Source organism: Enterobacter sp. KB-280D8 (assembly GCF_041399405.1).
Taxonomy (GTDB): domain Bacteria; phylum Pseudomonadota; class Gammaproteobacteria; order Enterobacterales; family Enterobacteriaceae; genus Enterobacter; species Enterobacter cloacae_N.
In genome coordinates this window covers 766,906-791,568 of the sequence record NZ_JBGKEC010000002.1, presented here as the reverse complement: position 1 = coordinate 791,568, position 24,663 = coordinate 766,906, and the positions used below count along the sequence as shown (strand labels likewise).

24 protein-coding genes are annotated in these 24,663 nt (G+C 53.5%); 13 read left to right on the top strand and 11 right to left on the bottom strand.

What is annotated here, in order from left to right; genetic code table 11:
* Nucleotides 1–27: 27 nt before the first annotated feature.
* A complete protein-coding gene (thiI, locus tag AB8818_RS09255; RefSeq protein WP_116341623.1) occupies nt 28–1,476 on the top strand; it encodes a tRNA uracil 4-sulfurtransferase ThiI in 1,449 nt (482 codons plus the stop codon).
* Nucleotides 1,477–1,543: 67 nt separating this feature from the next.
* Here the strand turns inward: thiI and yajL are convergent, their stop codons facing one another.
* Together yajL and panE are read right to left on the bottom strand one after the other, a co-directional pair.
* Nucleotides 1,544–2,134: a protein deglycase YajL gene (gene yajL / locus AB8818_RS09250; RefSeq protein WP_116341621.1), complete on the bottom strand. Its 591-nt coding sequence runs from the start codon at nt 2,132–2,134 to the stop codon at nt 1,544–1,546.
* Complete coding sequence (gene panE, locus AB8818_RS09245; protein WP_192983442.1) at nt 2,097–3,008, bottom strand: 2-dehydropantoate 2-reductase; 912 nt, start codon at nt 3,006–3,008, stop codon at nt 2,097–2,099. Before panE ends, yajL begins: the two co-directional genes overlap by 38 nt.
* A 121-nt stretch (nt 3,009–3,129) precedes the next feature.
* On the opposite strand from panE, the gene AB8818_RS09240 reads away from it, so the two are divergent.
* Nucleotides 3,130–3,621, top strand: a complete 492-nt coding sequence (locus AB8818_RS09240; protein WP_023334701.1) for a YajQ family cyclic di-GMP-binding protein — start codon at nt 3,130–3,132, stop codon at nt 3,619–3,621.
* Between the two features lie 31 nt (nt 3,622–3,652).
* Here the strand turns inward: AB8818_RS09240 and AB8818_RS09235 are convergent, their stop codons facing one another.
* The 8 genes from AB8818_RS09235 to AB8818_RS09200 form a co-directional block, all read right to left on the bottom strand.
* Nucleotides 3,653–5,014: an MFS transporter gene (locus AB8818_RS09235; protein ID WP_116341617.1), complete on the bottom strand. Its 1,362-nt coding sequence runs from the start codon at nt 5,012–5,014 to the stop codon at nt 3,653–3,655.
* Nucleotides 5,015–5,162: 148 nt separating this feature from the next.
* Nucleotides 5,163–6,050, bottom strand: a complete 888-nt coding sequence (cyoE, locus tag AB8818_RS09230) for a heme o synthase (RefSeq protein WP_061099044.1) — start codon at nt 6,048–6,050, stop codon at nt 5,163–5,165.
* Nucleotides 6,051–6,061: 11 nt separating this feature from the next.
* Entirely contained in the window at nt 6,062–6,388 is a 327-nt protein-coding gene (locus AB8818_RS09225; protein WP_006176899.1) for a cytochrome o ubiquinol oxidase subunit IV, read from the bottom strand.
* Nucleotides 6,388–7,002, bottom strand: a complete 615-nt coding sequence (locus AB8818_RS09220; protein WP_003859057.1) for a cytochrome o ubiquinol oxidase subunit III — start codon at nt 7,000–7,002, stop codon at nt 6,388–6,390. Before AB8818_RS09220 ends, AB8818_RS09225 begins: the two co-directional genes overlap by 1 nt.
* Nucleotides 6,992–8,983 carry a cytochrome o ubiquinol oxidase subunit I gene (gene cyoB / locus AB8818_RS09215; protein WP_116341615.1) on the bottom strand — a complete coding sequence of 664 codons (1,992 nt, stop codon included), beginning with the start codon at nt 8,981–8,983 and terminating at the stop codon, nt 6,992–6,994. The genes AB8818_RS09220 and cyoB overlap by 11 nt, the downstream gene beginning before the upstream one ends.
* A 16-nt stretch (nt 8,984–8,999) precedes the next feature.
* On the bottom strand, nt 9,000–9,947 hold the full coding sequence (gene cyoA / locus AB8818_RS09210) for a cytochrome o ubiquinol oxidase subunit II (RefSeq protein ID WP_008503322.1): 948 nt from the start codon (nt 9,945–9,947) through the stop codon (nt 9,000–9,002).
* 477 nt (nt 9,948–10,424) lie between these two features.
* Nucleotides 10,425–11,900 (bottom strand): muropeptide MFS transporter AmpG, encoded by a 1,476-nt coding sequence (ampG, locus tag AB8818_RS09205; RefSeq protein WP_116341613.1) that lies wholly within the window; start codon nt 11,898–11,900, stop codon nt 10,425–10,427.
* Between the two features lie 45 nt (nt 11,901–11,945).
* Nucleotides 11,946–12,524, bottom strand: coding sequence for a lipoprotein (locus tag AB8818_RS09200; RefSeq protein WP_023310568.1), 579 nt, complete (start codon nt 12,522–12,524; stop codon nt 11,946–11,948).
* 305 nt (nt 12,525–12,829) lie between these two features.
* On the opposite strand from AB8818_RS09200, the gene bolA reads away from it, so the two are divergent.
* The 11 genes from bolA to AB8818_RS09145 all read left to right on the top strand — a co-directional run bounded on the left by bolA (nt 12,830) and on the right by AB8818_RS09145 (nt 23,906).
* Nucleotides 12,830–13,147, top strand: coding sequence for a transcriptional regulator BolA (gene bolA, locus AB8818_RS09195; RefSeq protein ID WP_003859051.1), 318 nt, complete (start codon nt 12,830–12,832; stop codon nt 13,145–13,147).
* Between the two features lie 330 nt (nt 13,148–13,477).
* The gene (tig, locus tag AB8818_RS09190) at nt 13,478–14,776 is read left to right on the top strand and encodes a trigger factor (protein WP_014882773.1); all 1,299 of its coding nucleotides are present in this window, start codon (nt 13,478–13,480) and stop codon (nt 14,774–14,776) included.
* A gap of 260 nt (nt 14,777–15,036) precedes the next feature.
* Nucleotides 15,037–15,660, top strand: a complete 624-nt coding sequence (gene clpP, locus AB8818_RS09185; RefSeq protein WP_014069126.1) for an ATP-dependent Clp endopeptidase proteolytic subunit ClpP — start codon at nt 15,037–15,039, stop codon at nt 15,658–15,660.
* A gap of 126 nt (nt 15,661–15,786) precedes the next feature.
* The gene (clpX, locus tag AB8818_RS09180) at nt 15,787–17,061 is read left to right on the top strand and encodes an ATP-dependent protease ATP-binding subunit ClpX (protein WP_061099041.1); all 1,275 of its coding nucleotides are present in this window, start codon (nt 15,787–15,789) and stop codon (nt 17,059–17,061) included.
* A gap of 183 nt (nt 17,062–17,244) precedes the next feature.
* Nucleotides 17,245–19,599, top strand: coding sequence for an endopeptidase La (gene lon / locus AB8818_RS09175; RefSeq protein ID WP_061099040.1), 2,355 nt, complete (start codon nt 17,245–17,247; stop codon nt 19,597–19,599).
* Nucleotides 19,600–19,809: 210 nt separating this feature from the next.
* Nucleotides 19,810–20,082, top strand: a complete 273-nt coding sequence (gene hupB / locus AB8818_RS09170) for a nucleoid-associated protein HU-beta (protein WP_002444653.1) — start codon at nt 19,810–19,812, stop codon at nt 20,080–20,082.
* 212 nt (nt 20,083–20,294) lie between these two features.
* Nucleotides 20,295–22,166 (top strand): peptidylprolyl isomerase, encoded by a 1,872-nt coding sequence (gene ppiD / locus AB8818_RS09165; protein WP_192983440.1) that lies wholly within the window; start codon nt 20,295–20,297, stop codon nt 22,164–22,166.
* 148 nt (nt 22,167–22,314) lie between these two features.
* Nucleotides 22,315–22,695, top strand: coding sequence for a helix-hairpin-helix domain-containing protein (locus tag AB8818_RS09160; protein WP_192983437.1), 381 nt, complete (start codon nt 22,315–22,317; stop codon nt 22,693–22,695).
* Between the two features lie 97 nt (nt 22,696–22,792).
* Nucleotides 22,793–23,191 (top strand): YbgC/FadM family acyl-CoA thioesterase, encoded by a 399-nt coding sequence (locus tag AB8818_RS09155; protein WP_025756175.1) that lies wholly within the window; start codon nt 22,793–22,795, stop codon nt 23,189–23,191.
* Nucleotides 23,192–23,239: 48 nt separating this feature from the next.
* Nucleotides 23,240–23,605 carry a type II toxin-antitoxin system RelE/ParE family toxin gene (locus tag AB8818_RS09150; RefSeq protein ID WP_116341603.1) on the top strand — a complete coding sequence of 122 codons (366 nt, stop codon included), beginning with the start codon at nt 23,240–23,242 and terminating at the stop codon, nt 23,603–23,605.
* Nucleotides 23,577–23,906 (top strand): DNA-binding protein, encoded by a 330-nt coding sequence (locus AB8818_RS09145; RefSeq protein ID WP_116341601.1) that lies wholly within the window; start codon nt 23,577–23,579, stop codon nt 23,904–23,906. Before AB8818_RS09150 ends, AB8818_RS09145 begins: the two co-directional genes overlap by 29 nt.
* A 2-nt stretch (nt 23,907–23,908) precedes the next feature.
* Here the strand turns inward: AB8818_RS09145 and queC are convergent, their stop codons facing one another.
* Entirely contained in the window at nt 23,909–24,604 is a 696-nt protein-coding gene (gene queC, locus AB8818_RS09140; protein WP_163330428.1) for a 7-cyano-7-deazaguanine synthase QueC, read from the bottom strand.
* Nucleotides 24,605–24,663: the final 59 nt, after the last annotated feature.

The following is a 24,663-nucleotide window of genomic DNA, read 5'->3' as shown; positions in this document are numbered from 1 at the left end:
TACGCTTGCCTAAGAAACATTGCCGCCATGAAGTTTATCATTAAATTGTTCCCTGAAATCACCATCAAAAGCCAATCTGTGCGTTTGCGCTTTATTAAGATTCTCACCGGGAACATTCGTAACGTATTAAAGCACTACGACGAAACCCTCGCCGTGGTGCGCCACTGGGACCACGTTGAAGTGCGCGCCAAAGACGAAAACAAACGTCAGGATATTCGCGATGCGCTGACCCGTATTCCGGGGATCCACCATATCCTGGAAGTGGAAGATGTTCCGTTCAGCGATATGCACGACATCTTCGAGAAAGCGCTGGTCCAGTACCGCGATCAGATCGAAGGCAAAACCTTCTGCGTGCGCGTGAAGCGTCGCGGCAAGCACGAATTCAGCTCCATTGAAGTGGAACGTTACGTCGGCGGCGGTTTGAACCAGCACGTTGAAACGGCGCGCGTACGTCTGACCAACCCGGACGTGACCGTGAACCTGGAGATCGAAAACGATCGCCTGCTACTGGTGAAAGGGCGCTATGAAGGTATCGGCGGCTTCCCGATTGGCACCCAGGAAGACGTATTGTCCCTGATCTCCGGCGGCTTCGACTCCGGCGTCTCCAGCTATATGCTGATGCGTCGCGGCTGCCGCGTGCACTATTGCTTCTTCAACCTGGGCGGCGCGGCGCACGAAATCGGCGTACGTCAGGTGGCGCATTACCTGTGGAACCGCTTCGGCAGCTCCCACCGCGTGCGTTTTGTGGCGATCAACTTCGAACCTGTGGTCGGTGAAATCCTTGAGAAAGTGGACGACGGCCAGATGGGCGTGGTGCTGAAGCGCATGATGGTGCGTGCGGCGTCCAAAGTGGCGGAACGCTACGGCGTGCAGGCGCTGGTCACCGGCGAAGCGCTGGGTCAGGTCTCCAGCCAGACGCTGACCAACCTGCGTCTGATCGACAACGTCTCTGATACGCTGATCCTGCGTCCGCTGATCTCCCACGATAAAGAGCACATCATCGACCTGGCGCGCGAAATCGGCACCGAAGATTTTGCCCGTACCATGCCGGAATACTGCGGCGTGATTTCAAAAAGCCCGACGGTGAAAGCGGTGAAGGCGAAGATCGAAGCGGAAGAAGAGAATTTCGACTTCAGCATTCTGGAAAAAGTGGTGGCAGAAGCGTCCAACATTGATATCCGCGAGATTGCCCAGCAGACCGAGCAGGAAGTAGTTGAAGTTGAAACCGTGAGCGGTTTCGGCGCTAACGATGCGATTCTGGATATCCGCTCCATTGACGAGCAGGATGACAAGCCGCTGCAGGTGGAAGGGGTGGAGGTGGTTTCGCTGCCGTTCTACAAGCTGAGCACCAAATTTGGCGACCTCGATCAGAGCAAAACGTATCTGCTGTGGTGTGAGCGTGGGGTGATGAGCCGCCTGCAGGCGCTGTATCTGCGCGAGCAGGGCTTTGCGAATGTGAAGGTGTATCGCCCGTAGTGTTTTGTCGGGGAGTGCGGCCTGTTGCCCTCACCCCGACCCTCTCCCACGGGGAGAGGGAGAACACTTATTCGTAATAATTATAAATTCCCGCCGGCATCACCAGCGATGACGCCACTTCGTAGGCCTTCTCGCGTCCGACCAGCAGGTCAATAATCTTTAAGCCAAAATCAATTGCGGTGCCGGGCCCCTGGCTGGTCAGCAGGTTGACGCGCGGGTCCCAGACGACGCGTTTATCCACCCAATGCTCTTCCGGGATGGTGTCCTTCAGCCCCGGGAAGCCGGTCATGTTGCCGATGGGGAAAATGTCGTGCGGAATAAGCACCGTTCCTGCGGCAGCGCAGATTGCCGCGACAATGCGGCCGGATAGATGAAACTGACGCACGGTCTCGACCAGCAGCGGGCTGTCGCGAAAACATTCCGCGCCCTTGAGCCCACCGGGCAGCACGATGATGTCGTAATCGCCATCAGCAACCTGAACAAGCGGTGCATCTGCCAGAATTTTCACCCCTCGGGAACAGGTGATCGCCAGGCTGCCGTCGCTGGCAACGCTGGCGGTGGTGACCTTAATGCCGCCACGTACCATTAAATCAATGGTGGTGACCGCTTCCATTTCTTCGCTACCAGGGGCGAGGCAGATCAGTGCTGACGCGCTCATATTCACTCTCCTTACGTTTAACCAGGTCATACAGACGGGCGTTTTCCGGCACGGCTATGCCGTGCGCGCGGGCGCGCTTTAGCAGATATCCCGTGATGTAGTCGATTTCCGTGTGGCGTAATGCCCGAACGTCCTGCAGCATTGAGGAGATGTTCTCAGCCGTACTCTCAATCACCTGCTCGACGTAACAGCGCAAATCCTCTGCTGAGGTGTGCAGGCCTTCTCGCTCAATTACCGACGCGACTTCCGCACACAGGGATGCCACCTCCTGCGGATGGTTTTTCAGCTCACCGTTCGGGCAATTCCACAGCGCCGTCAGCGGGTTGATCACGCAGTTTACCGCAAGCTTACGCCACAGCTGAGGGCGAATGTTGTTATGCCATGCCACGTCCGGCAAAACCTTCTGCAGCACGTCTGCGAGATAGCTGTAGTCGCCATCCTGTGTCCTGGCCGGGCCGATGTGCGTCACGCCGCTGGCGACATGCACGATAATGTTGCCGTCGCGACGCGCGGCGTGGGTGGTGGTCGCCATCAGCAGAGGCTGCGGGACGCTTTTCAGCTCATCAAGGGTTCCCATACCATTGTGCAGGAGCAGAATGGGAGACGTGGGGGGGAGCTGCGCGGCCAGCGTCTTTACCGCGTCTGAAACCTGCCACGCCTTGAGCGTCACCAGCAGAAGGTCGCTTTGCGCCAGGAAATCAGGATCGTTCGCGGTGAGGGATTCGTTAAAAATGCTTCCGTCTTCACCAATCAGGTTGACACTGCAATAGGGCAGGGGCACGCGCAGCCAGCCCTGAACCTCATGTCCGTGCTTGCGCAGCGCGGTCAGCCACAGCTGACCAAGCGCTCCGCATCCGAGCACCGTAATTTTCATTGTTCCTCCTCACCTGCAACTGCGCCAGGTGTTACAGCTTAATTATACAGCTAAGCTTCTGTTGAGTTATGCCTCGTAGCGGGTATTATGCAACGCAACAAAAGTGAAGGGAGAAGAAAAGATGCCATCTTTCGATATTGTTTCCGAAGTTGATATCCAGGAAGTTCGCAACGGCGTTGAGAACGCAACCCGCGAAGTTGAGTCACGTTTCGATTTTCGTGGCGTTGAGGCGTCGTTTGAGCTGAACGACGCAAATAAGACCATTAAGGTGCTGAGCGAGTCTGATTTCCAGGTGAATCAGCTGCTCGATATTCTGCGTGCCAAGCTGTTAAAACGCGGCATTGAAGGGACATCTCTGGACGTGCCGGAAGAGTTTGTCCACAGCGGTAAGAACTGGTTTGTGGAAGCCAAACTCAAGCAGGGCATCGAGAGCGCGGTGCAGAAGAAGATCGTTAAGCTCATCAAAGACAGCAAGCTGAAGGTGCAGGCGCAGATCCAGGGCGAAGAAATTCGCGTGACCGGTAAATCCCGCGACGATCTGCAGTCCGTGATGGCGCTGGTGCGCGGCGGCGATCTGGGGCAGCCGTTCCAGTTTAAAAACTTCCGCGATTAAGACTGAAAAGCCCGGTTTAACCGGGCTTTTTTTAGGCTTTAAGCGCCTGCTCGACCTCAAAGCGGTTGGTCACCTTGCTGTCTATTTTGACGTAAGCGCTCCGCTCTTCCGGGACAATGAACACCTCTGTCACGCCTTCTTTTGCTTCCAGACGCTGCTTCAGCGCATCGCTAATTTCTACATCATCCGGGATTTCTACCCGCAGGCTGCTCACATAGCGCGGCTCTTTCATGGTGCTGGCGACCAGCAGCCAGACTGTCGCCAGCAGCGCGCCCGCGAGAAACACGGTTTGTGAATCAAACAGGCCGTCGACCCAGCCGCCGAGCGAGCCGCCGATCGCCACGCCGAGAAACTGGCTGGTGGAGTAGATACCCATCGCCGTGCCTTTGTAACCTGCAGGAGACTCCTTGCTGATAAGCGACGGCAGCAGCGCTTCCATCAGGTTAAAGGCCAGGAAGAACAGCTGTACGCCAGCAACCAGCTCCCAGAAGTGCGGGCCGGATCCCCAGAGCACGATCTCGGCGATCAGCAGCAGCGCAACGCAGCCCACGAAGACGCGCTTCATTTTGCGCTTCACTTCGGCATAGATGATGAATGGCACGACGGAGACAAAAGATATCAGCATCGTGACCAGATAGATTTTCCAGTGCTCTGCGGCCGGGAAACCCGCTGCGGCAAGCTGGCCGGGCAGGGCGACAAAGGTCGACATCAGCAGAATGTGCAGGCACATAATGCCGAAATTCAGCTTGAGCAGGCGTGGCTCAACGAGCACTTTGCTGAAGCAGCCTTTGACCATGCCTGACTCACGGTTCAGAACGTGGTTTTTACTGTCCGGCACGACCCACAGAGTTAAGGCAATGCCGATGGTCGCCAGCACGGCAATCATCCAGAACAGAGCGTGCAGGCCGAGCGTATGGGTGATAATCGGACCGAGCACCATCGCAATCGCGAAGGTGACGCCAAAGCTCACGCCGATAAACGCCATCGCCTTCGTGCGGTTCTGTTCGCGTGTAAGGTCTGACAGCAGTGCCATAACGGCGGCGGCAATCGCGCCGGAGCCCTGGAGGGCGCGACCAAGAATAATCCCCCAGATGGAGTGGGAGAGGGCGGCAATGACGCTACCGAGAACAAAAATAAGCAGACCGCCGACAATCAGCGGCTTTCGACCCACCCGATCGGAGAGCAGACCAAACGGGATTTGAAATATCGCCTGCGCAAGACCGTAAATACCAATTGCCAGGCCAATCAGCGCCTCGCTGGCCCCCTGCAGCGCCATGCCGTACGTGGTCAGAACAGGCAGGACCATAAACATGCCGAGCATCCGTAGCGAGAAGACAGTCCCTAAGCCCCAGGTCGCGCGTAGCTCGCCTGGCGTCATTTTATAATCGTTCATTACCACCTCAGTTCAAAAGCAGGCCATAGTGTAGTGCGGGGAAGGGGCGGGGTAAATAAAGGGTTATTTAACAAATATTACATGCGTTATTAATGGATTTGATGAATAAAAAAGGGTGCCGAAGCACCCTTTTATTCACCTGCGAATCTTACCAGACGTAAGTCAGCAGGTTATGTGAATCCGGCACCATAAAGTCTACGGACATCATCACGGACAGTGAAGTGATAGCAACGATAGAGAACACAAACAGCTTGCGCGCCCAGACTTTGTCATCTTCCACTTTGTATCCGCGCAGGGCCATACCGAGCCACCAGACGCTCACCGCAGCCGCTACCGCCAGATATTTATACCCGGCGTAGCCACCCAGAGAGAGCATCAGCGTTGCCACGGCAAAAGCGATGATGTAGAGCGTGATGTGGTTCTTGGCAACCGAAATGCCCTTCACGACCGGCAGTACCGGGATGTTCGCTGCCTGATAATCCTTAAAGCGGAAAATCGCGATGGCATAGGAGTGCGGCATCTGCCACAGGCTAAAGATAGCCAGCAGGATCAGCGCACCGCTGTCGAACTCGTTCGTGACCGCGCAGTAGCCAATCACCGGCGGCGCAGCGCCGGAGAGAGAACCAATCAGCGTGCCGTAGACGGAGTGACGTTTCATATACAGGCTGTAGACGCCTACATACACCACGAACCCCATCACCCCCAGCCAGCAGGCCAGCGGGTTAGCACCAAACCACAGCAGCATAAAGCCAGCAATACCCAGCAAGGTGGCGTACACCAGCGAGACGGAAGGGGCGATCAGGCCTTTAACCAGCACCCGATTTTTGGTCCTTTCCATCTTCTTGTCGATATCCATGTCGATGTAGTTGTTAAATACACAACCGGACGCAACAACCAGTGACACACCGACCAGCGTAGAGATAAAGAGGGCGTAATCAATGCTGCCTTTAGAGGCCAGCAGGAACCCTCCGATCACGGAGATCAGGTTGCCAAAGATGATGCCTGGTTTCGTTACTTGCAGGTATTGCTTAAACATACTCGCCGCTCTTAGTGAACCATCATGTTGTAGTTGAGGTTCCACATAATCCAGATGGAACCGACTACCAGGATAGCGATGATAATCACGGTAAAGATAAAGGCGGTCATATTCCAGCCTTCATCGGACTTGGTGTTCATGTGCAGGAAGCAAACCAGATGCACCAGAATCTGAATCACCGCGGTTACCAGGATTGCTCCCAGGATAACCGGCTTGGACGCAGAACCGCTCATCACCATCCAGAACGGGATCACCGTCAGGATGATCGACAGGATGAAACCTGTCATGTAGGTTTTTACGCTGCCGTGGGAAGCGCCATGATCGTTAGAATGACTCATTACATCGCCCCCATCAGATAGACAACAGAGAACACACAGATCCATACCACGTCCAGGAAGTGCCAGAACAGGCTCAGGCACATGATACGGGTACGGTTAGTACTGGTCAGGCCGCGGCGGGAGATCTGGAACATCAGTACTGCCATCCAGATCAGACCCGAGGTCACGTGCAGACCGTGGGTACCCACCAGCGCGAAGAACGCGGACAGGAAGCCACTGCGATCCGGGCCGAAGCCTTCCATAATCAGGTGATGGAATTCATAGATTTCCATCCCGATAAAGCCAGCACCAAACAGCCAGGTCAACGCCAGCCAGGAGACAACCTGGCTCTTGTTGTTTTTGTACATGGCGATAGCCGCCATGCCGTAGGTGATGGAGCTGAATAACAGCAGTGCGGTTTCAACCAGAACGAACGGCAGTTCAAAGATGTCCTTGCCGGTCGGGCCGCCCGCTGTGCCGTTCACCAGAACGGCATAGGTCGCGAACAGACAGCAGAACAGAATGCAGTCGCTCATCAGGTAGATCCAGAAACCGAAGACTTTCGTCGGTCCTGTATCGTGGTGCGCATGTTCATGCGCGTGGGCAGTTGAGTGCGCCAGAGTATCAGTTGCCATTTTTCAGCCCCGCTTTAGAAATCTCGTCGAAATGCTGATTTTCCAGCTTTTCAACTTCACGGACTGGTACGTAGTAGTCCACGTCCTCGTCAAAGCTCTTCACAATCCAGCTGATTACGATGCCGGCAAAGCCAACAATCGCCATCCACCAGATGTGCCAGATCATTGCGAAACCAAATACCGTTGCGAAAGCGGCAATCACGATGCCCGCAGCGCTGTTTTTCGGCATATGGATTTCTTCGTAATGCTCAGGTTGCTTGTACGCTTCACCTTTTTCTTTCATTTCCCAGAAGGCATCACGCTCGTGAATGTGCGGCACTACGGCAAAGTTATAGAACGGCGGTGGAGAAGAGGTTGCCCACTCCAGCGTACGGCCACCCCATGGGTCACCGGTCAGGTCGCGGTTCAGGTTACGGTCGCGGATGGACACGTAGTACTGAATCAGCTGGCACAGAATACCGCATGCAATCAGCGCTGCACCGCCCGCTGCAACCATCAGCATTGGGTGGAACTGCGGATCGATCTGCTGGCTCAGACGACGGGTCATACCCATGAAGCCCAGCACGTACAGCGGCATAAACGCCACGAAGAAGCCAATGATCCAGAACCAGAACGCGCGTTTACCCCATTTTTCGTTCAGCGTGAAGCCGAACGCTTTTGGCCACCAGTAGGTTACGCCAGCGAAGCAGCCGAAGACCACGCCGCCGATGATAACGTTATGGAAGTGCGCAATCAGGAACAGACTGTTGTGCAGAACGAAGTCAGCGCCCGGTACCGCCAGCAGTACGCCGGTCATCCCACCTACGGAGAAGGTAACGATGAAGCCGATGGTCCACAGCATTGCTGAGTGGAACACGATACGGCCCTGGTACATGGTGAACAGCCAGTTGAAGATCTTCACCCCGGTAGGGATGGCGATAATCATGGTGGTGATACCGAAGAAGGCGTTTACGTTCGCGCCCGCACCCATGGTGAAGAAGTGGTGCAGCCAAACGATGAACGACAGAACGGTAATACACACGGTTGCCCACACCAGAGAGGTGTAACCAAACAGGCGTTTACGCGAGAAGGTTGCCGCGATTTCGGAGAACACACCGAAGACAGGCAGAACCAGGATGTACACTTCCGGGTGACCCCAGGCCCAAATCAGGTTGATGTACATCATCATGTTGCCACCCATATCATTTGTGAAGAAATGGGTGCCCAGATAGCGGTCCAGGGTCAGCAGCGCGATGGTGACGGTCAGAATTGGGAACGATGCGATAATCAGTACGTTGGCGCACAGAGATGCCCAGGTAAATACCGGCATCTTGAACATCGTCATACCAGGAGCACGCATCTTCAGGATGGTCACGAAGAAGTTGATACCGGTCAGGGTCGTACCGACACCGGAGAGCTGAAGCGCCCAAATCCAGTAGTCAACACCGACACCCGGACTGTACTCAATTCCCGACAGCGGCGGGTACGCCAGCCAGCCGGTCTGCGCGAATTCGCCCACACCCAGTGACAGGTTAACCAGGATAACGCCGACAACGGTGAACCAGAAGCTCAGGTTGTTCAGGAACGGGAACGCCACGTCGCGCGCACCAATTTGCAGCGGAACGACGACGTTCATCAGACCGATTACCAGCGGCATCGCCACGAAGAAGATCATGATAACGCCGTGAGCGGTAAAGATCTGATCGTAGTGGTGCGGCGGCAGGAAGCCGGCTTCGCCCGCAGATGCGAGTGCCTGCTGGCTACGCATCATGATCGCATCCGCAAAGCCACGAATTAACATGACGATACCGACGATGCAGTACATGATACCGAGTTTTTTGTGGTCAACCGAAGTCAGCCACTCATTCCACAGGTAGCTCCACTTACCGAAGTAAGTGATCAGGCCAACTAAGGCCGCGCCACCAATGATAATTGCAGCCACCGTAACCATGATAATCGGTTCATGGTAGGGCACTGCATCCAGTGTCAATTTTCCGAACATTTTCTTCCTCGGCCCCTTAGTGAGCGGTTTCCGCGTGGCTCATGTCCATGCCTTCCATACCTTCATGCGCGCTGTGCTCGCCTTCTGGCTGGGTCATGTCCATGCTCTTGCCGTGATCCATAAATTTGCCAATAACGTCTTTGAACAAATCAGGTTTCACGTTAGAGAAGTACTCCACCTTGTTGTATTCGCTAGGTGCAGCCACTTTTTCGAACGCCGCCATGTCAGACATGGTGTTTGGAGACTGCTTCGCTTTTTCAACCCACTGGTCGAAAGCGGCACGGTCCGGCGTCGCAATAGCTTTGAACTTCATACCTGAGAAGCCCGGGCCGCTATAGCTGGCGGAGATACCATCGTAGGTGCCTGCTTCATTCGCGATCAGATGCAGGTTCGTCTGCATACCGGCCATCGCGTAAATCTGGCTACCCAGACGCGGGATGAAGAAGGAGTTCATTACGGAGTTGGAGGTCACTTTGAACTGAACCGGAGTGTTCGCCGGGAAGGCGATTTCATTCACGGTAGCAATGCCCTGCTCTGGATAGATGAAGAACCATTTCCAGTCCATGGAGACCACTTCAATGGTAATAGGTTTTTCATCGTGAACCAGCGGCTTGCTTGGCTCAAGTGCGTGAGTGGTTTTCCAGGTCAGTACGGCAAGGAACAGGATGATCAGAATAGGCACCGTCCAGACCACAGCTTCCACTTTATTGGAGTGTGACCAGTTCGGGCTATACTTCGCATCTTTATTGCTCGCACGATACTTCCAGGCGAAACCAACAGCCATCAAAATGGCAGGAATAACCACAATCAACATCAGGCCAAAAGCCGTCAATATCAGTGAACGTTGTTCCAGTCCAATCTGTCCTTTGGGGTCTAGTAGTGCAGAATCGCAGCCACTGAGTAATACAGTACCTGCGAATAATGACAACCATCCCAAACTTTTATTGTATTTCCTGAGTCTCATTTAACGACCTCAATTCCACGGGAGTCTGGTGGCGTTTAAAGTGTGCGGGCATTTTACGGGAAGGTTACATTACTGTAAACATCATTAGGCCTGTGTCAGGAAGGTGTTACCGGGTTCTGCCGCACGTGTCACAAGTGTTGCAGATTATGTCGGTTTTTATGACCGAAGCCGCATGAGATGGGCTTTATAACGAAAGGACCCCCAAGCATACCCTAAAAGGGGCAATTGGTATAACCATTGTTAAAAATAAACAAAAAATTAACAATTAATTATCAATAAAAAGACATCTAAAAAACGAAAAATCAAACTTTCCAATGCTGAATCGTTTAATGAAAAATAGCAATTTGGAACCGGCTCCAATAATTTCCAAATCCTATCCCGCACAAAACAACAAATATTTTTTTAGCGGCTGATGGCTATTTCGCCGTTATAATTTCGGTTAGTGATTACAACGGGAAATAACCTTTCGCTTTTTCTTCAGGTCATCTGCGTTTTACGCAATGCCATAAAATCGAGCAGACCGCCCGTCAGGATCCCGGCGATGGCCAGCAGGGCTCCGGCGTCCAGCAGAAGGGCTTCGAGGGGGAGCGCCAGAGACGTACTGGCGTTAACAATAAGTACCACAAGCCAGAGCGCCAGCGCGGCGCAGCCCGTCATTAACAGACGTAACGCAAAACGGTAGGCGCGATGATATTCAGTGCGCGGCATAAAGTGTTCAGTCCGCTGGGTATATTCCAGCGTCTGGCGACACACCAGCAATAATAAAATCCCCGGCACGGCAGCCGCGACCGAGAAGAGATAAAACGTTGGCCAGCCGTGGGCTTCCACAAACCAGCCGGCAATTGGGCCTACGTACACGCGGCCAACGGCCGAGAGCGCCGAGAGCAGAGCGAACTGCGTGGCGGAAAATGACTTATTGCACAGGGTCATCAGCAGGGCAACAAACGCCGCCGTCCCCATGCCGCCGCAGAGGTTTTCGAAGAACACCGCTGCGGCCATGCTGATCGTATGTTTGTCGGTAATCGACAGCAGCCAGTAGCCGGCGTTAGAGGCGCCCTGAAGAATGCCGAAGATCAGCAGCGCGCGGAAAAGCGTCAGGCGCTGCATCAATACACCGCCATAAAGTGCGCCGACGATGGTCGCAAACAGCCCCAGCGTTTTGTTCACTACCCCCACTTCCCCGGCGTCAAAACCGACGCCGCGGATCAGGAAGGTGGTGGTCAGGCTCATGGCAAAGGCATCACCCAGCTTATAAAGGACGATGAGCAGCAGGATCAGCCAGGCATTGTTACGGCCAAAGAAGTCGCGCAGCGGTTCCGCCACGGCCTGTTCCAGTGAGCGGGGGACCGGAATGACGTCACTCGGTTCGGGCGCGAACAGCGTCGCGATAATACAGGGGATCAGCAGGGCGGCCATCAGCCAGTACATGCCCTGCCAGCCGAGGTAACGGTCGGCCAGCCACAGCGCCAGGCCGCCGGAGACCAGCATCCCGAGGCGATAGCCCAGCACGCTGATGGCCGCACCGGCCCCGCGCTCCTCGGCGGGTAAGACGTCCGTCTTCCAGGCGTCAAACACAATATCCTGGGAGGCGGAACAGAAGGCTATCACCACCGCAAGCGCGGCCATCCAGCGAAGCTGTGTGGTCGGTTCAAGGAAGCCCATCGCCGCAATCGCCAGCAGCAGCAGGACCTGCGTCATCACTAACCAGCCGCGACGACGTCCCAGGAACGGTGGCGTATAGCGATCCATCACCGGCGACCACAGGAACTTAAAGACATAAGCCTGACCGACCAGCGAGAAGAAACCAATGGTTTTGAGATCGATGTTCTCGACCGTCATCCACGCCTGAAGCGTGCCGGAGGTGAGCGCGAGGGGTAAACCGGAGGCAAAGCCGAGGATCAGCAGAATCGCTGATTTCGGTTGCTGGAAAATGCGTAAGTAGTGACTGGACATGGTCTTATGAACTGACCCGGTGAAGCACCGGGTCAGTAAGCAGGATTAACGTGCGTTCTGCTTGATAAAGTCGTGAATGCTGGTGTCCTGCGCCATATCGGCGATGGTATCCGTCAGCACGCTGTTAACGGCGTTAGCAATGTTCTGGTTGGATGCCTGGAACGCGCCTTCAACGGAGTAGCTGGCGCGGTAGTTTTTCGTCATCTTGTTACCGTTTTTCGCGGTGGCAATGATGGCGATATCCGCTTTGGTCGCGATGTTGTAGCGCACGTTGCCCTGAGACACGTCTGCATAAAGGTTGTTGACGATGATCTGCAGATCAACCGCGCCGCTTGGGCCAATCATGTAGCCGCGAGCGGTCATTTGCTTCTCAAGCACTTCCTGCAGCAGGAAGCGCAGGTCGCGGGACGCGGTCAGCGTCACCTGCTGGTTATCGCGGGTCACTTTTGCCAGAGCCTGGTCCTGACGCTGATCGGCACCGTTAATGCTCACGGTGACGCCCATCAGGCTTGGGTCCTGCTGAGGCAGAGTGATTTTTGGTGAGACATCAATAGTGGTAGGCGGAGTCGCACAGCCTGCCAGCATAAAAAGGGCTACCAACGGAAAGAAGAGTTTTTTTAACATTTTCAGGTTCTCAACGAATCGTAAGCATAAAGAGAGAGAAATTGCCGCCATCATAACATCGACAACGGTCAGGGGAAGTGGTCAACGCATGTAAATTCATCGTCTTGTCTGAAAACTGACCAGCTCACCCTTTTTCTCCTCCCGCGAATGACGAAAGGTATGAGTCTCACAGTGAACTTCATTCGTTTGAATGAGAAAATTAGACGAAAGCTAAATATTTGTTGTCAAGGTGTAATGGAAACGGTAAAAGCGGCTAATATTTAAAGGGATGGGTGACATCTCAGCGTTGTCGGAGGAGTAATTTCATGATGATACGTGAACAGATAGAAGAAAAATTAAGGGCAGCGTTCAACCCTGTGTTCCTCGAAGTCGTCGACGAAAGCTATCGTCATAACGTGCCGGCAGGTTCTGAAAGCCACTTTAAAGTGGTTCTGGTTAGCGATCGCTTCACGGGAGAACGTTTCCTGAACCGACATCGCCTGATCTACAGCACCTTGACGGAAGAACTCTCCACAACCGTGCATGCGCTGGCACTGCATACCTACACCATTAAGGAATGGGAAGGCTTGCAGGATACGGTTTTCGCGTCGCCGCCCTGTCGAGGTGCTGGCACTATCGCCTGATAAATCGGATTTGCAACGGCCGGAGCTTTTCCAGTATGTTGCTTACAGATTTCCTCAAAACGGCCTCCGGGCCGTTTTGTTTTGTCTGAGTTTTGAGCGGATGGTGCGATTTTAAGGCTAAAAATAGCCTTAAAGTGTGAAAAAAGCCGCAGCAACATGCCCCAACCGTTCTCGACTCACCTAAGTGATGCCGCTATAATGCCGCGTCTTAATGAATGTCTTCGGGATGATTCTGGCGACAGGGAATGTGAATCTGCACTAAGAGAGCATCCCGGTATAACAGACAGATTCAGAGTTGACCGAGCACTGTGATTTTTTTGAGGTAACAAGATGCAAGTTTCAGTTGAAACCACTCAAGGCCTTGGCCGCCGTGTAACGATTACTATCGCTGCTGACAGCATCGAAACTGCTGTGAAAAGCGAGCTGGTCAACGTAGCAAAAAAAGTACGTATTGACGGCTTCCGTAAGGGCAAAGTACCAATGAATGTTGTTGCTCAGCGTTATGGCGCTTCCGTGCGTCAGGATGTGCTGGGTGAACTGATGAGCCGCAACTTTATCGACGCGATCATCAAAGAAAAAATCAATCCGGCTGGCGCACCAAACTACGTGCCAGGCGAATACAAACTGGGCGAAGACTTCACCTACTCCGTAGAGTTCGAAGTGTATCCGGAAGTTGAGCTGAAAGGTCTGGAATCTATCGAAGTTGAAAAACCGATTGTTTCCGTAACTGATGAAGACGTTGACGGCATGCTGGACACCCTGCGCAAGCAGCAGGCGAACTGGAAAGAGAAAGAAGGCGCTGTTGACGCGGAAGACCGCGTAACCATCGACTTCACCGGTTCTGTTGATGGCGAAGAGTTCGAAGGCGGAAAAGCGTCTGACTTCGTACTGGCAATGGGCCAGGGTCGTATGATCCCAGGCTTCGAAGACGGTATCAAAGGCCACAAGGCTGGCGAAGAGTTCACCATCGACGTGACCTTCCCGGAAGAATACCACGCTGAAAACCTGAAAGGTAAAGCAGCGAAGTTCGTCATCAACCTGAAAAAAGTGGAAGAGCGCGAACTGCCAGAACTGACTGAAGAGTTCATCAAGCGTTTCGGCGTTGAAGATGGTTCTGTTGCTGGCCTGCGTACCGAAGTGCGTAAAAACATGGAGCGCGAGCTGAACGGCGCTGTGCGTAACCGTGTGAAATCTCAGGCGATTGAAGGTCTGGTAAAAGCGAACGACATCGACGTTCCTGCTGCGCTGATCGACAGCGAAATCGACGTCCTGCGCCGTCAGGCTGCACAGCGTTTCGGTGGCAACCAGCAGCAAGCGATGGAACTGCCGCGCGAGCTGTTTGAAGAGCAAGCGAAACGCCGCGTGGTTGTTGGCCTGCTGCTGGGCGAAGTGATTCGTACCCACGAGCTGAAAGCTGACGAAGAGCGTGTAAAAGGCCTGATCGAAGAGATGGCGTCTGCATACGAAGATCCATCAGAAGTGATCGAGTTCTACGGCAAGAACAAAGAGCTGATGGACAACATGCGCAACGTCGCCCTGGAAGAGCAGGCTGTTGAAGCGGTACTGGCGAAAGCGAAAGTGACCGAAAAAGCGACCTCTTTCAACGAACTGATGAACCAGCAGGCGTAATTTCGCCCTAACGGTTTAAAGTTTGAACAAAAAACCCGTTGCCCTCCGGCGACGGGTTTTTTTTATCGCAGCTTGGGTTCTTGAAGGGTGCTAAAACGCCCTTTCAGTGTTAGCGTTACAACAAAAGGTTGTTATGCTTGAAATAGGGCGTGGCGAACCCCATAAGTGTGTAATCACGATGATTGAGACTGGCTGATAATCCGTCCATAAGGTTACAATCAGTACAGCAGGTGTTTTCAATTTTGAACCAGGAGACGGAAATGTCATACAGTGGCGAACGAGATAACTTTGCACCCCATATGGCGCTGGTGCCAATGGTTATTGAACAGACCTCACGTGGTGAGCGTTCTTTCGATATCTATTCCCGTCTGCTCAAGGAACGCGTTATCTTTCTGACCGGCCAGGTAGAAGACCATATGGCTAACCTGATCGTGGCGCAGATGCTGTTCCTGGAAGCGGAAAACCCGGAAAAAGACATTTACCTGTACATCAACTCGCCTGGCGGTGTGATTACGGCGGGCATGTCCATTTATGACACCATGCAGTTCATCAAGCCAGATGTCAGCACTATCTGTATGGGTCAGGCTGCATCCATGGGGGCCTTCCTGTTAACCGCAGGGGCGAAAGGTAAGCGTTTCTGCCTGCCTAACTCCCGCGTGATGATTCACCAGCCGCTGGGTGGTTACCAGGGGCAGGCGACGGATATCGAAATCCACGCCCGCGAAATTCTGAAAGTAAAAGCGCGCATGAATGAACTTATGGCGCAGCATACAGGTCAATCTCTTGAGCAGATCGAGCGCGATACCGAGCGCGATCGCTTCCTCTCTGCTCCAGAGGCAGTTGAGTACGGCTTAGTCGACTCCGTATTGACCCATCGTAATTGATGCCCGCGACGCGAGTGTGCCGCTATACTAAAGTAGGGCGGCACGCTGCTTAATGCAGCTTGCGTCTTAGAATGGCATTTGCGTCGTCATGTGCGGCACAAAGAACTTAAAAAGAGGTTTGGACTCATGACAGATAAACGCAAAGATGGTTCGGGCAAACTGCTGTACTGCTCTTTTTGCGGCAAAAGCCAGCATGAAGTGCGTAAACTGATTGCCGGGCCGTCCGTGTATATCTGCGACGAATGCGTCGATTTATGTAACGACATCATTCGCGAAGAGATTAAAGAAGTTGCGCCGCACCGTGAGCGTAGCGCATTGCCTACGCCGCATGAGATTCGTCATCACCTTGACGACTATGTCATCGGTCAGGAGCAGGCCAAGAAAGTGCTGGCGGTGGCGGTATATAACCACTACAAACGTCTGCGTAACGGCGACACCAGCAATGGTGTGGAACTGGGCAAAAGCAACATTCTGCTGATCGGGCCAACCGGCTCCGGTAAAACGCTGCTGGCGGAAACGCTGGCGCGCCTGCTTGATGTTCCGTTTACCATGGCAGATGCCACCACACTGACCGAAGCTGGTTATGTGGGTGAAGACGTTGAGAACATCATTCAGAAGCTGCTGCAGAAGTGCGATTACGACGTACAAAAAGCCCAGCGCGGGATTGTTTACATTGATGAGATCGACAAGATCTCCCGTAAATCAGACAACCCGTCCATTACCCGTGACGTATCGGGTGAAGGCGTGCAGCAGGCGCTGCTGAAGCTGATCGAAGGTACGGTTGCCGCCGTTCCGCCGCAGGGTGGACGCAAACATCCGCAGCAGGAGTTCCTGCAGGTTGATACTTCCAAGATCCTGTTCATCTGCGGCGGTGCGTTTGCAGGCCTGGATAAAGTGATCTCCCATCGTGTTGAAACCGGCTCCGGCATTGGTTTTGGCGCAACGGTGAAGGCGAAGTCCGAGAAAGCCAACGAAGGCGAATTGCTTTCGCAGGTTGAGCCTGAAGATCTGATCAAATTTGGTCTGATCCCTGAGTTCATTGGCCGTCTGCCGGTTGTGGCAACGCTGAATGAGCTGAGTGAAGAGGCGCTGATTCAGATCCTGAAAGAGCCGAAAAATGCGCTGACCAAGCAGTATCAGGCGCTGTTCAATCTGGAAGGCGTTGACCTGGAATTCCGTGACGAAGCGCTGGACGCAATTGCCAAGAAAGCGATGATCCGTAAAACCGGTGCGCGCGGCCTGCGTTCTATCGTTGAAGCGGCGCTGCTTGACACCATGTACGATCTGCCGTCGATGGAAGATGTTGAAAAAGTGGTTATCGACGAGTCCGTTATCGGTGGCCAATCCAAGCCGCTGCTGATTTACGGTAAACCGGAAGCCCAGCAGGCATCTGGCGAATAATTCACCAAATCATACAAGCAGTTAATCAAAAAGGGGGGATTTTATCTCCCCTTTACTTTTTCCGTGTTCATAGCGTTGAATGTGTGGGAAACATCCCCATATACTGGATACATGTTAATGGTTATGTGAAGCACTGTGACATGACCAGCTTACCTGGCGGACACTAAACTAAGAGAGAGCTCTATGAATCCTGAGCGTTCTGAACGCATTGAAATCCCCGTATTGCCGTTGCGCGATGTGGTGGTTTATCCGCACATGGTCATACCCTTATTTGTAGGGCGGGAAAAATCTATCCGTTGCCTCGAAGCCGCTATGGATCATGATAAAAAAATCATGCTGGTGGCGCAGAAAGAAGCATCAACGGATGAGCCGGGTGTAAACGATCTTTTCACCGTCGGGACCGTGGCCTCTATTTTGCAGATGCTGAAGCTGCCTGACGGCACCGTGAAGGTGCTGGTGGAAGGGCTGCAGCGTGCGCGTATTACCACCCTGTCTGACAATGGCGAACACTTCTCTGCTAAGGCAGAGTACCTTGATTCGCCTCAGCTTGATGAACGCGAGCAGGAAGTGCTCGTGCGCACCGCAATCAGCCAGTTTGAAGGCTATATCAAGCTGAATAAGAAAATTCCACCAGAAGTGCTGACGTCGCTGAACAGCATCGACGATCCTGCGCGTCTGGCGGATACCATCGCTGCGCACATGCCGCTGAAGCTGGCTGACAAACAGTCCGTGCTGGAAATGTCCGACGTTAACGAACGTCTGGAATACCTGATGGCGATGATGGAGTCTGAAATCGATCTGCTGCAGGTTGAGAAGCGCATTCGTAACCGCGTGAAAAAGCAGATGGAGAAGTCTCAGCGTGAGTACTATCTGAATGAGCAAATGAAGGCGATTCAGAAAGAGCTGGGCGAGATGGACGACGCGCCGGATGAAAACGAAGCGCTGAAGCGTAAGATCGACGCGGCGAAGATGCCGAAAGAGGCGAAAGAGAAAGCCGAAGCAGAACTGCAGAAGCTGAAAATGATGTCTCCAATGTCGGCTGAAGCGACCGTCGTGCGCGGCTACATCGAGTGGATGGTTCAGGTTCCGTGGAATGCCCGCAGCAAGGTCAAAAAAGACCTGCGTCAGGCTCAGGAGATCCTGGATACCGACCACTACGGCCTGGAACGCGTCAAAGACCGCATTCTTGAGTACCTCGCGGTACAAAGCCGTGTAAACAAAATTAAAGGCCCAATTCTGTGCCTGGTAGGACCGCCAGGGGTGGGTAAAACCTCTCTGGGTCAGTCCATTGCCAAAGCGACCGGACGTAAATATATCCGTATGGCGCTGGGCGGCGTGCGCGATGAAGCGGAAATCCGCGGTCACCGCCGTACCTACATCGGTTCTATGCCGGGTAAACTGATCCAGAAGATGGCGAAAGTGGGCGTTAAAAACCCGCTGTTCCTGCTCGATGAGATCGACAAGATGTCTTCGGACATGCGTGGCGATCCGGCGTCTGCACTGCTGGAAGTACTTGATCCAGAACAGAACGTGGCGTTCAGCGATCATTACCTGGAAGTGGACTACGACCTGAGCGATGTGATGTTCGTGGCGACCTCCAACTCCATGAACATTCCGGCCCCACTGCTGGACCGTATGGAAGTGATCCGTCTCTCCGGTTATACCGAAGATGAGAAGCTGAACATCGCTAAGCAGCACCTGCTGCCGAAACAGATTGAGCGTAACGCGCTGAAAGCCAACGAGCTGACCGTCGAGGACAGCGCGATTATCGGCATCATTCGCTACTACACCCGTGAAGCGGGCGTGCGTAGTCTTGAGCGTGAAATCTCTAAACTGTGTCGTAAAGCGGTGAAACAGCTGCTGCTGGATAAGAGCCTGAAGCACATTGTGATTAACGGCGACAATCTGCATGCCTACCTGGGCGTTCAGCGCTTCGACTACGGTCGCGCGGACAACGAAAACCGCGTTGGTCAGGTCACCGGTCTGGCATGGACGGAAGTGGGCGGCGATCTGCTGACCATCGAAACCGCCTGTGTGCCGGGCAAAGGCAAGCTGACCTACACCGGCTCGCTGGGTGAAGTGATGCAGGAATCCATTCAGGCGGCGCTGACAGTGGTGCGTGCGCGTGCGGAGAAACTGGGTATCAATCCGGATTTCTACGAAAAACGCGACATCCATGTGCACGTTCCGGAAGGGGCGACGCCGAAAGATGGCCCAAGCGCGGGTATTGCCATGTGTACGGCGCTGGTCTCCTGTCTGACAGGGAACCCGGTACGTGCCGATGTGGCAATGACCGGTGAAATCACCCTGCGTGGTCAGGTCCTGCCAATCGGTGGGTTAAAAGAAAAACTGCTGGCGGCACACCGCGGTGGGATCAAAACCGTATTGATTCCTTACGAGAATAAACGCGATCTGGAAGAGATTCCGGACAACGTGATTGCCGATCTGCAGATCCATCCTGTTAAGCGAATTGAGGAAGTTCTTACTCTCGCATTGCAGAATGAACCGTCCGGAATGCAGGTTGTAACCGCAAAATAGTGACCTCGCGCAAAGAGCGTCAATAAAAACAAGGCTGGTAAGTCATTTCGCACTTGCCAGCCTTTTTTTGTATAGCTAATTTAGATTGCTGATTAGGTCAGCCATCAACAACGGGTGTTGTAAGGTCATGGCAGGCCTGATATAACTGCTGCGCGGTCGCGTTGTGAAGGACTCAGGCGCGATATAAATTATAAAGAGAGGAAGAGAACAGTGAATAAATCTCAACTGATTGACAAAATTGCTGCTGGTGCTGATATTTCTAAAGCTGCAGCTGGACGTGCGTTAGATGCATTAATTGCTTCTGTTACTGAATCTCTGCAGGCTGGGGACGACGTTGCACTGGTAGGCTTCGGTACTTTTGCTGTTAAAGAGCGTGCTGCCCGTACTGGCCGCAACCCTCAGACCGGTAAAGAGATCACCATTGCTGCTGCTAAAGTGCCGGGTTTCCGTGCAGGTAAAGCGCTGAAAGACGCAGTAAACTGATTGCTTTCCCGTTTCAGGGAAGCCGGATAGTACAAGGGCGCATCGTTTGATGTGCCTTTTTTGTTTGTCCAGACCTGATTTGTGCGAGTTTATGCGAGTTGTGGGCTGACAATCGCCCCGTTTTCTTGTCACAATACGCCTTTACGCGCGACGGGCAGGATTTTCCGTCAGCGTCAGGTAACCAGTCACCTACAGCGGAGTGTTGTTACACCATGATGGACAGCTTACGCACGGCTGCTAACAGTCTCGTGCTCAAGATTATTTTCGGTATCATTATCGTGTCGTTCATATTGACCGGCGTGAGCAGTTACCTTATTGGCGGTGGCGCGAACTATGCCGCAAAAGTGAATGGCCAGGAAATCAGCCGTGGTCAGTTCGAGAATGCTTTTGCCGGTGAACGTAACCGTATGCAGCAACAGCTGGGCGACCAATTCTCTGAACTGGCGGCGAATGAAGGGTACATGAAAACCCTGCGCCAACAGACGCTGAACCGTCTTATCGACGAAGCGCTGCTGGATCAGTATGCCAAAAAGCTGGGCCTTGGCATCAGCGACGAGCAGGTGAAAAAAGCGATCTTCGCCACTCAGGCATTCCAGTCTAACGGTAAATTCGACAACGCCCGTTACAACAGCATCGTCAACCAGATGGGCATGACGGCGGATCAGTACGCGCAGGCGCTGCGTAACCAGCTGACCACTCAGCAGCTTATCAATGCCGTTGTGGGCACCGATTTTATGCTCAAAGGTGAAACGGAAGAACTGGCTGCGCTGGTAGCACAGCAGCGCGTTGTCCGTGAAGCGACCATTGATGTGAACGCCCTGGCGGCGAAACAGCAGGTGAGCGACGCAGAGGTTAACGCCTGGTACGAGCAGAATAAAAACGCCTTTGTTTCTCCGGAGCAGTTCCGCGTCAGCTACATCAAGCTGGATGCAGCTGCGCTGCAGGAAAGCGCCTCTGACGCGGAGATCCAGTCTTACTACGACCAGCATCAGGATCAGTTCACTCAGCTGCAGCGTAACCGCTACAGCGTGATTCAGACCAAAACTGAAGCAGATGCTAAGGCGGTACTGGATGAACTGAACAAAGGCGCTGATTTCGCCACCATTGCGAAAGCGAAATCTACCGATATCATCTCTGCGAAAAACGGCGGTGATATGGGCTGGCTGGAAGATGCAACCACGCCGGACGAACTGAAAAATGCCGGCCTGAAAGAGAAAGGCCAGCTGTCTGGTGTGATTAAATCATCCGTTGGTTTCCTGGTCGTGCGCCTGGACGACATCATCGCGGCGAAAACCAAGCCGCTGGCTGAGGTTCGTGATGATATCGCTGCGAAAGTGAAACAGGAAAAAGCCCTGGATGCCTACTACGCGCTGCAGCAGAAAGTGAGCGATGCTGCCAGCAACGACAACGAATCTCTGGCAGGTGCAGAGCAGGCAGCGGGTGTGAAGGCGGTTGAGACGGGCTGGTTTGGTCGCGACAACCTGCCGGAAGAGCTGAACTTCAAGCCGGTTTCTGATGCCATCTTTAACGGTGGTCTGGTGGGCGAGAACGGTACGCCGGGCAGCAACTCTGACATCATTACCGTCGACGGCGATCGTGCGTTTGTTCTGCGCGTCAGCGAGCACAAGCCAGAAGCAGTCAAACCGCTGGCGGAAGTGAAGGATCAGGTCGTCGCTCAGGTTAAGCACAACAAAGCGGAACAGCAGGCGAAACTGGATGCTGAGAAGATTCTGTCTGACCTGAAAGCAGGTAAACAGGACGCGCTGAAAGCGGCTGGCCTGAGCTTCGGTGAGGCGAAAACGCTGAGCCGTACCGGTCAGGACCCAATCAGCCAGGCTGCGTTTGGCCTGACGCTGCCGTCAAAAGACAAGCCAAGCTTCGGCACCACCACCGATATGCAGGGTAACGTTGTTCTGCTGGCACTGGACGAAGTGAAAGCCGGCACCCTGCCAGAAGCGCAGAAGAAGGCGATGGTTCAGGGCATTACTCAGAACAATGCTCAGATTGCTTTCGAAGCCATGATGAGCAACCTGCGTAAAGAAGCCAAAATTAAGCTGGGCGATGTCATGACTCAGCAGCAATAATTACGTGTCTGCTCGCAGATTTTCGTAACGTTCTGCAAAAACTAAAGGCCGCTTTCGCGGCCTTTTCCATTTCTGCAATCTGCTGTTTGTGCCTGTTTTCTCCGGGAGCTATCGTTGCGTGGCTGTCAACAAACAAGGAGATAACAGCATGAAATGTGGAATCAAAGCACTGTTAATTACGCTGGCTATTGCCACCACCGGGATGAGCGCGGGCGCGCTGGCGGCGACGCCCGCCGCCAAACCACAGACCACGCAGAGCAAATCTGATGCGACGGCGCCGGTGCAGGGGCAAACCAAAGCGGCTGACGCCGTTAAAAATACGGATGATGACGGTACGCGGGTCAGCATTAACTCGGCCTCGGCAGAGGATCTTGCCCGCGCAATGAACGGTGTCGGCCTGAAAAAAGCGCAGGCCATCGTCAGCTACCGCGAAGAGTATGGCCCTTTCAAAACGGTCGATGATCTCAAGCAGGTCCCGGGCATGGGCAGCGCGCTGGTTGAGCGCAACCTCTCACACCTGACACTGTAATAACGCAATTTCTTGCACTGCGGCAAAAGTTTGCCAGGATAAAGAGGTCATACCAGTTATGACCTCTGATCCTATAACAACGTAAGGCTATTGCGCTATGCAGACAAAAATCAAAGTACGCGGTTTCCATCTTGATGTTTACCAGCACGTTAACAACGCCCGCTATCTCGAATTTCTTGAAGAAGCGCGCTGGGACGGACTAGAGAACAGCGAAAGCTTTCAGTGGCTGACCGCGCACAACATCGCTTTCGTGGTCGTCAATATCAACATCAACTACCGCCGCCCGGCCGTGCTGGGCGATGTGCTCACCGTGACCAGCCAGGTACAACAGCTAAACGGTAAGAGCGGCGTGTTAAGCCAGGTGGTGACGCTCGATCCAGAAGGGCAGGTAGTGGCTGATGCGCTGATTACCTTTGTCTGTATCGATCTGAAAACTCAGAAAGCGCTGCCGCTGGAAGGGGAGCTGAGGGAAAAGCTGGAGCTGATGATCGCTTAGAAAGTTTGTCTTTTATAAAAGACAAAAGGATTTTTCAGGGATAGAATAATGGACAGGGACTACGTTGTTGAACGTTACCGGACCCGTGACGGGAAAGTGCCGTTTGAGGAGTGGGTAGCGAAGATGAAGCGAAAGGATCCAGAATTGGTGTTTCGGATCCTTCTGCGAATTGACCGTGCTGAGAAAGGGAATTTCGGTGATTACCGATATCTCAGAGAGGGTATCTGGGAATTGAAAATGGATTGTGGTCCCGGTTATCGAATCTATTTTGCAGTAGAGCATCGGGAGATCCTATTGTTGCTGATCGGCGGTGACAAAAAGAGTCAAAAGACTGATGTGAAACTGGCAATAGATTACTGGAATGATCATCAAAAGGATAAATCCGATGAGCAAAAGCGAACGAAAATTCTCTAGCTCCGTCAGTCACGATGAAGCTGTTGTTAAGATGCTGCGTGAAAATCCCTCCTATGCTCAGTTGTATCTGCAAATTGCACTGGAGGAAATTTATGAAGACCAGGGGATCCCAGCCTATTTGATTGCGCTCAGACGCGTCATCGAAGCCCGTGGCGGCATAGGTGAAATCTCTGCCAAAGCCGGTCTTTCCCGCCAGCAGCTATATCGAACCTTATCAGACAACGGCAACCCAACGCTGACTACGCTAATGAAGGTGACCCGTGCTGCCGGGGTAAAACTGTTCGACAGCACGGTGAGGTAGCCTTATTTCAGCCCGGTTTTTTGCTTCATTGCCGCCATTACGCCGACTTTCTCAGCCAGGTAGTGGTTCAGTCCGTTAGCGCGCAGATTACAGGCGGCGCACTGGCCGCAACCGTCGCCTTTGATACCGTTATAGCAGGTGAGGGTTTCGCTGCGAACTAAATCCAGCTTGCCCCAGTAGTCGGCCAGCGCCCAGGTTTCGGCTTTATCCAGCCACATGAGCGGGGTTTCAAAGCGCGTCTCTTTTGCCATCCCCAGATTGACGGCGTGGTTGAGCGCTTTTACAAACTCATCACGGCAGTCCGGATATCCTGAGAAGTCGGTCTCGCATACGCCCGTAATTACCGCTTCGGCTTTTACCTGATAGGCGTAAATTGCCGTCAGGGTCAGGAACAGAATATTACGGCCCGGCACGAAGGTGTTCGGAATGCCGCTGGCATCGGGTTCGTAGTCCGGGACGGGAATACTGTCCCGGGTGAGGCTGCTGACTGCCAGTTCATTTAACAGCGTAACGTCCAGCACCTTGTGCGCGCGTGCCCCCAGTTTCAGGGCAAGTTCACGGGCAACGTCGATTTCAGCGCGGTGACGCTGGCCATAATCGAAAGTCACACAGTGAACTTCATCATACTGATGAAGGGCCTGAACCAGGCAGGTTGTAGAGTCTTGTCCTCCGCTGAACACGACGACGGCACGTTTCATAAATCATCTCGACTGTTACGGTAAAAACGTTATGTTACCGTCTGGCTACGGCGGCGACC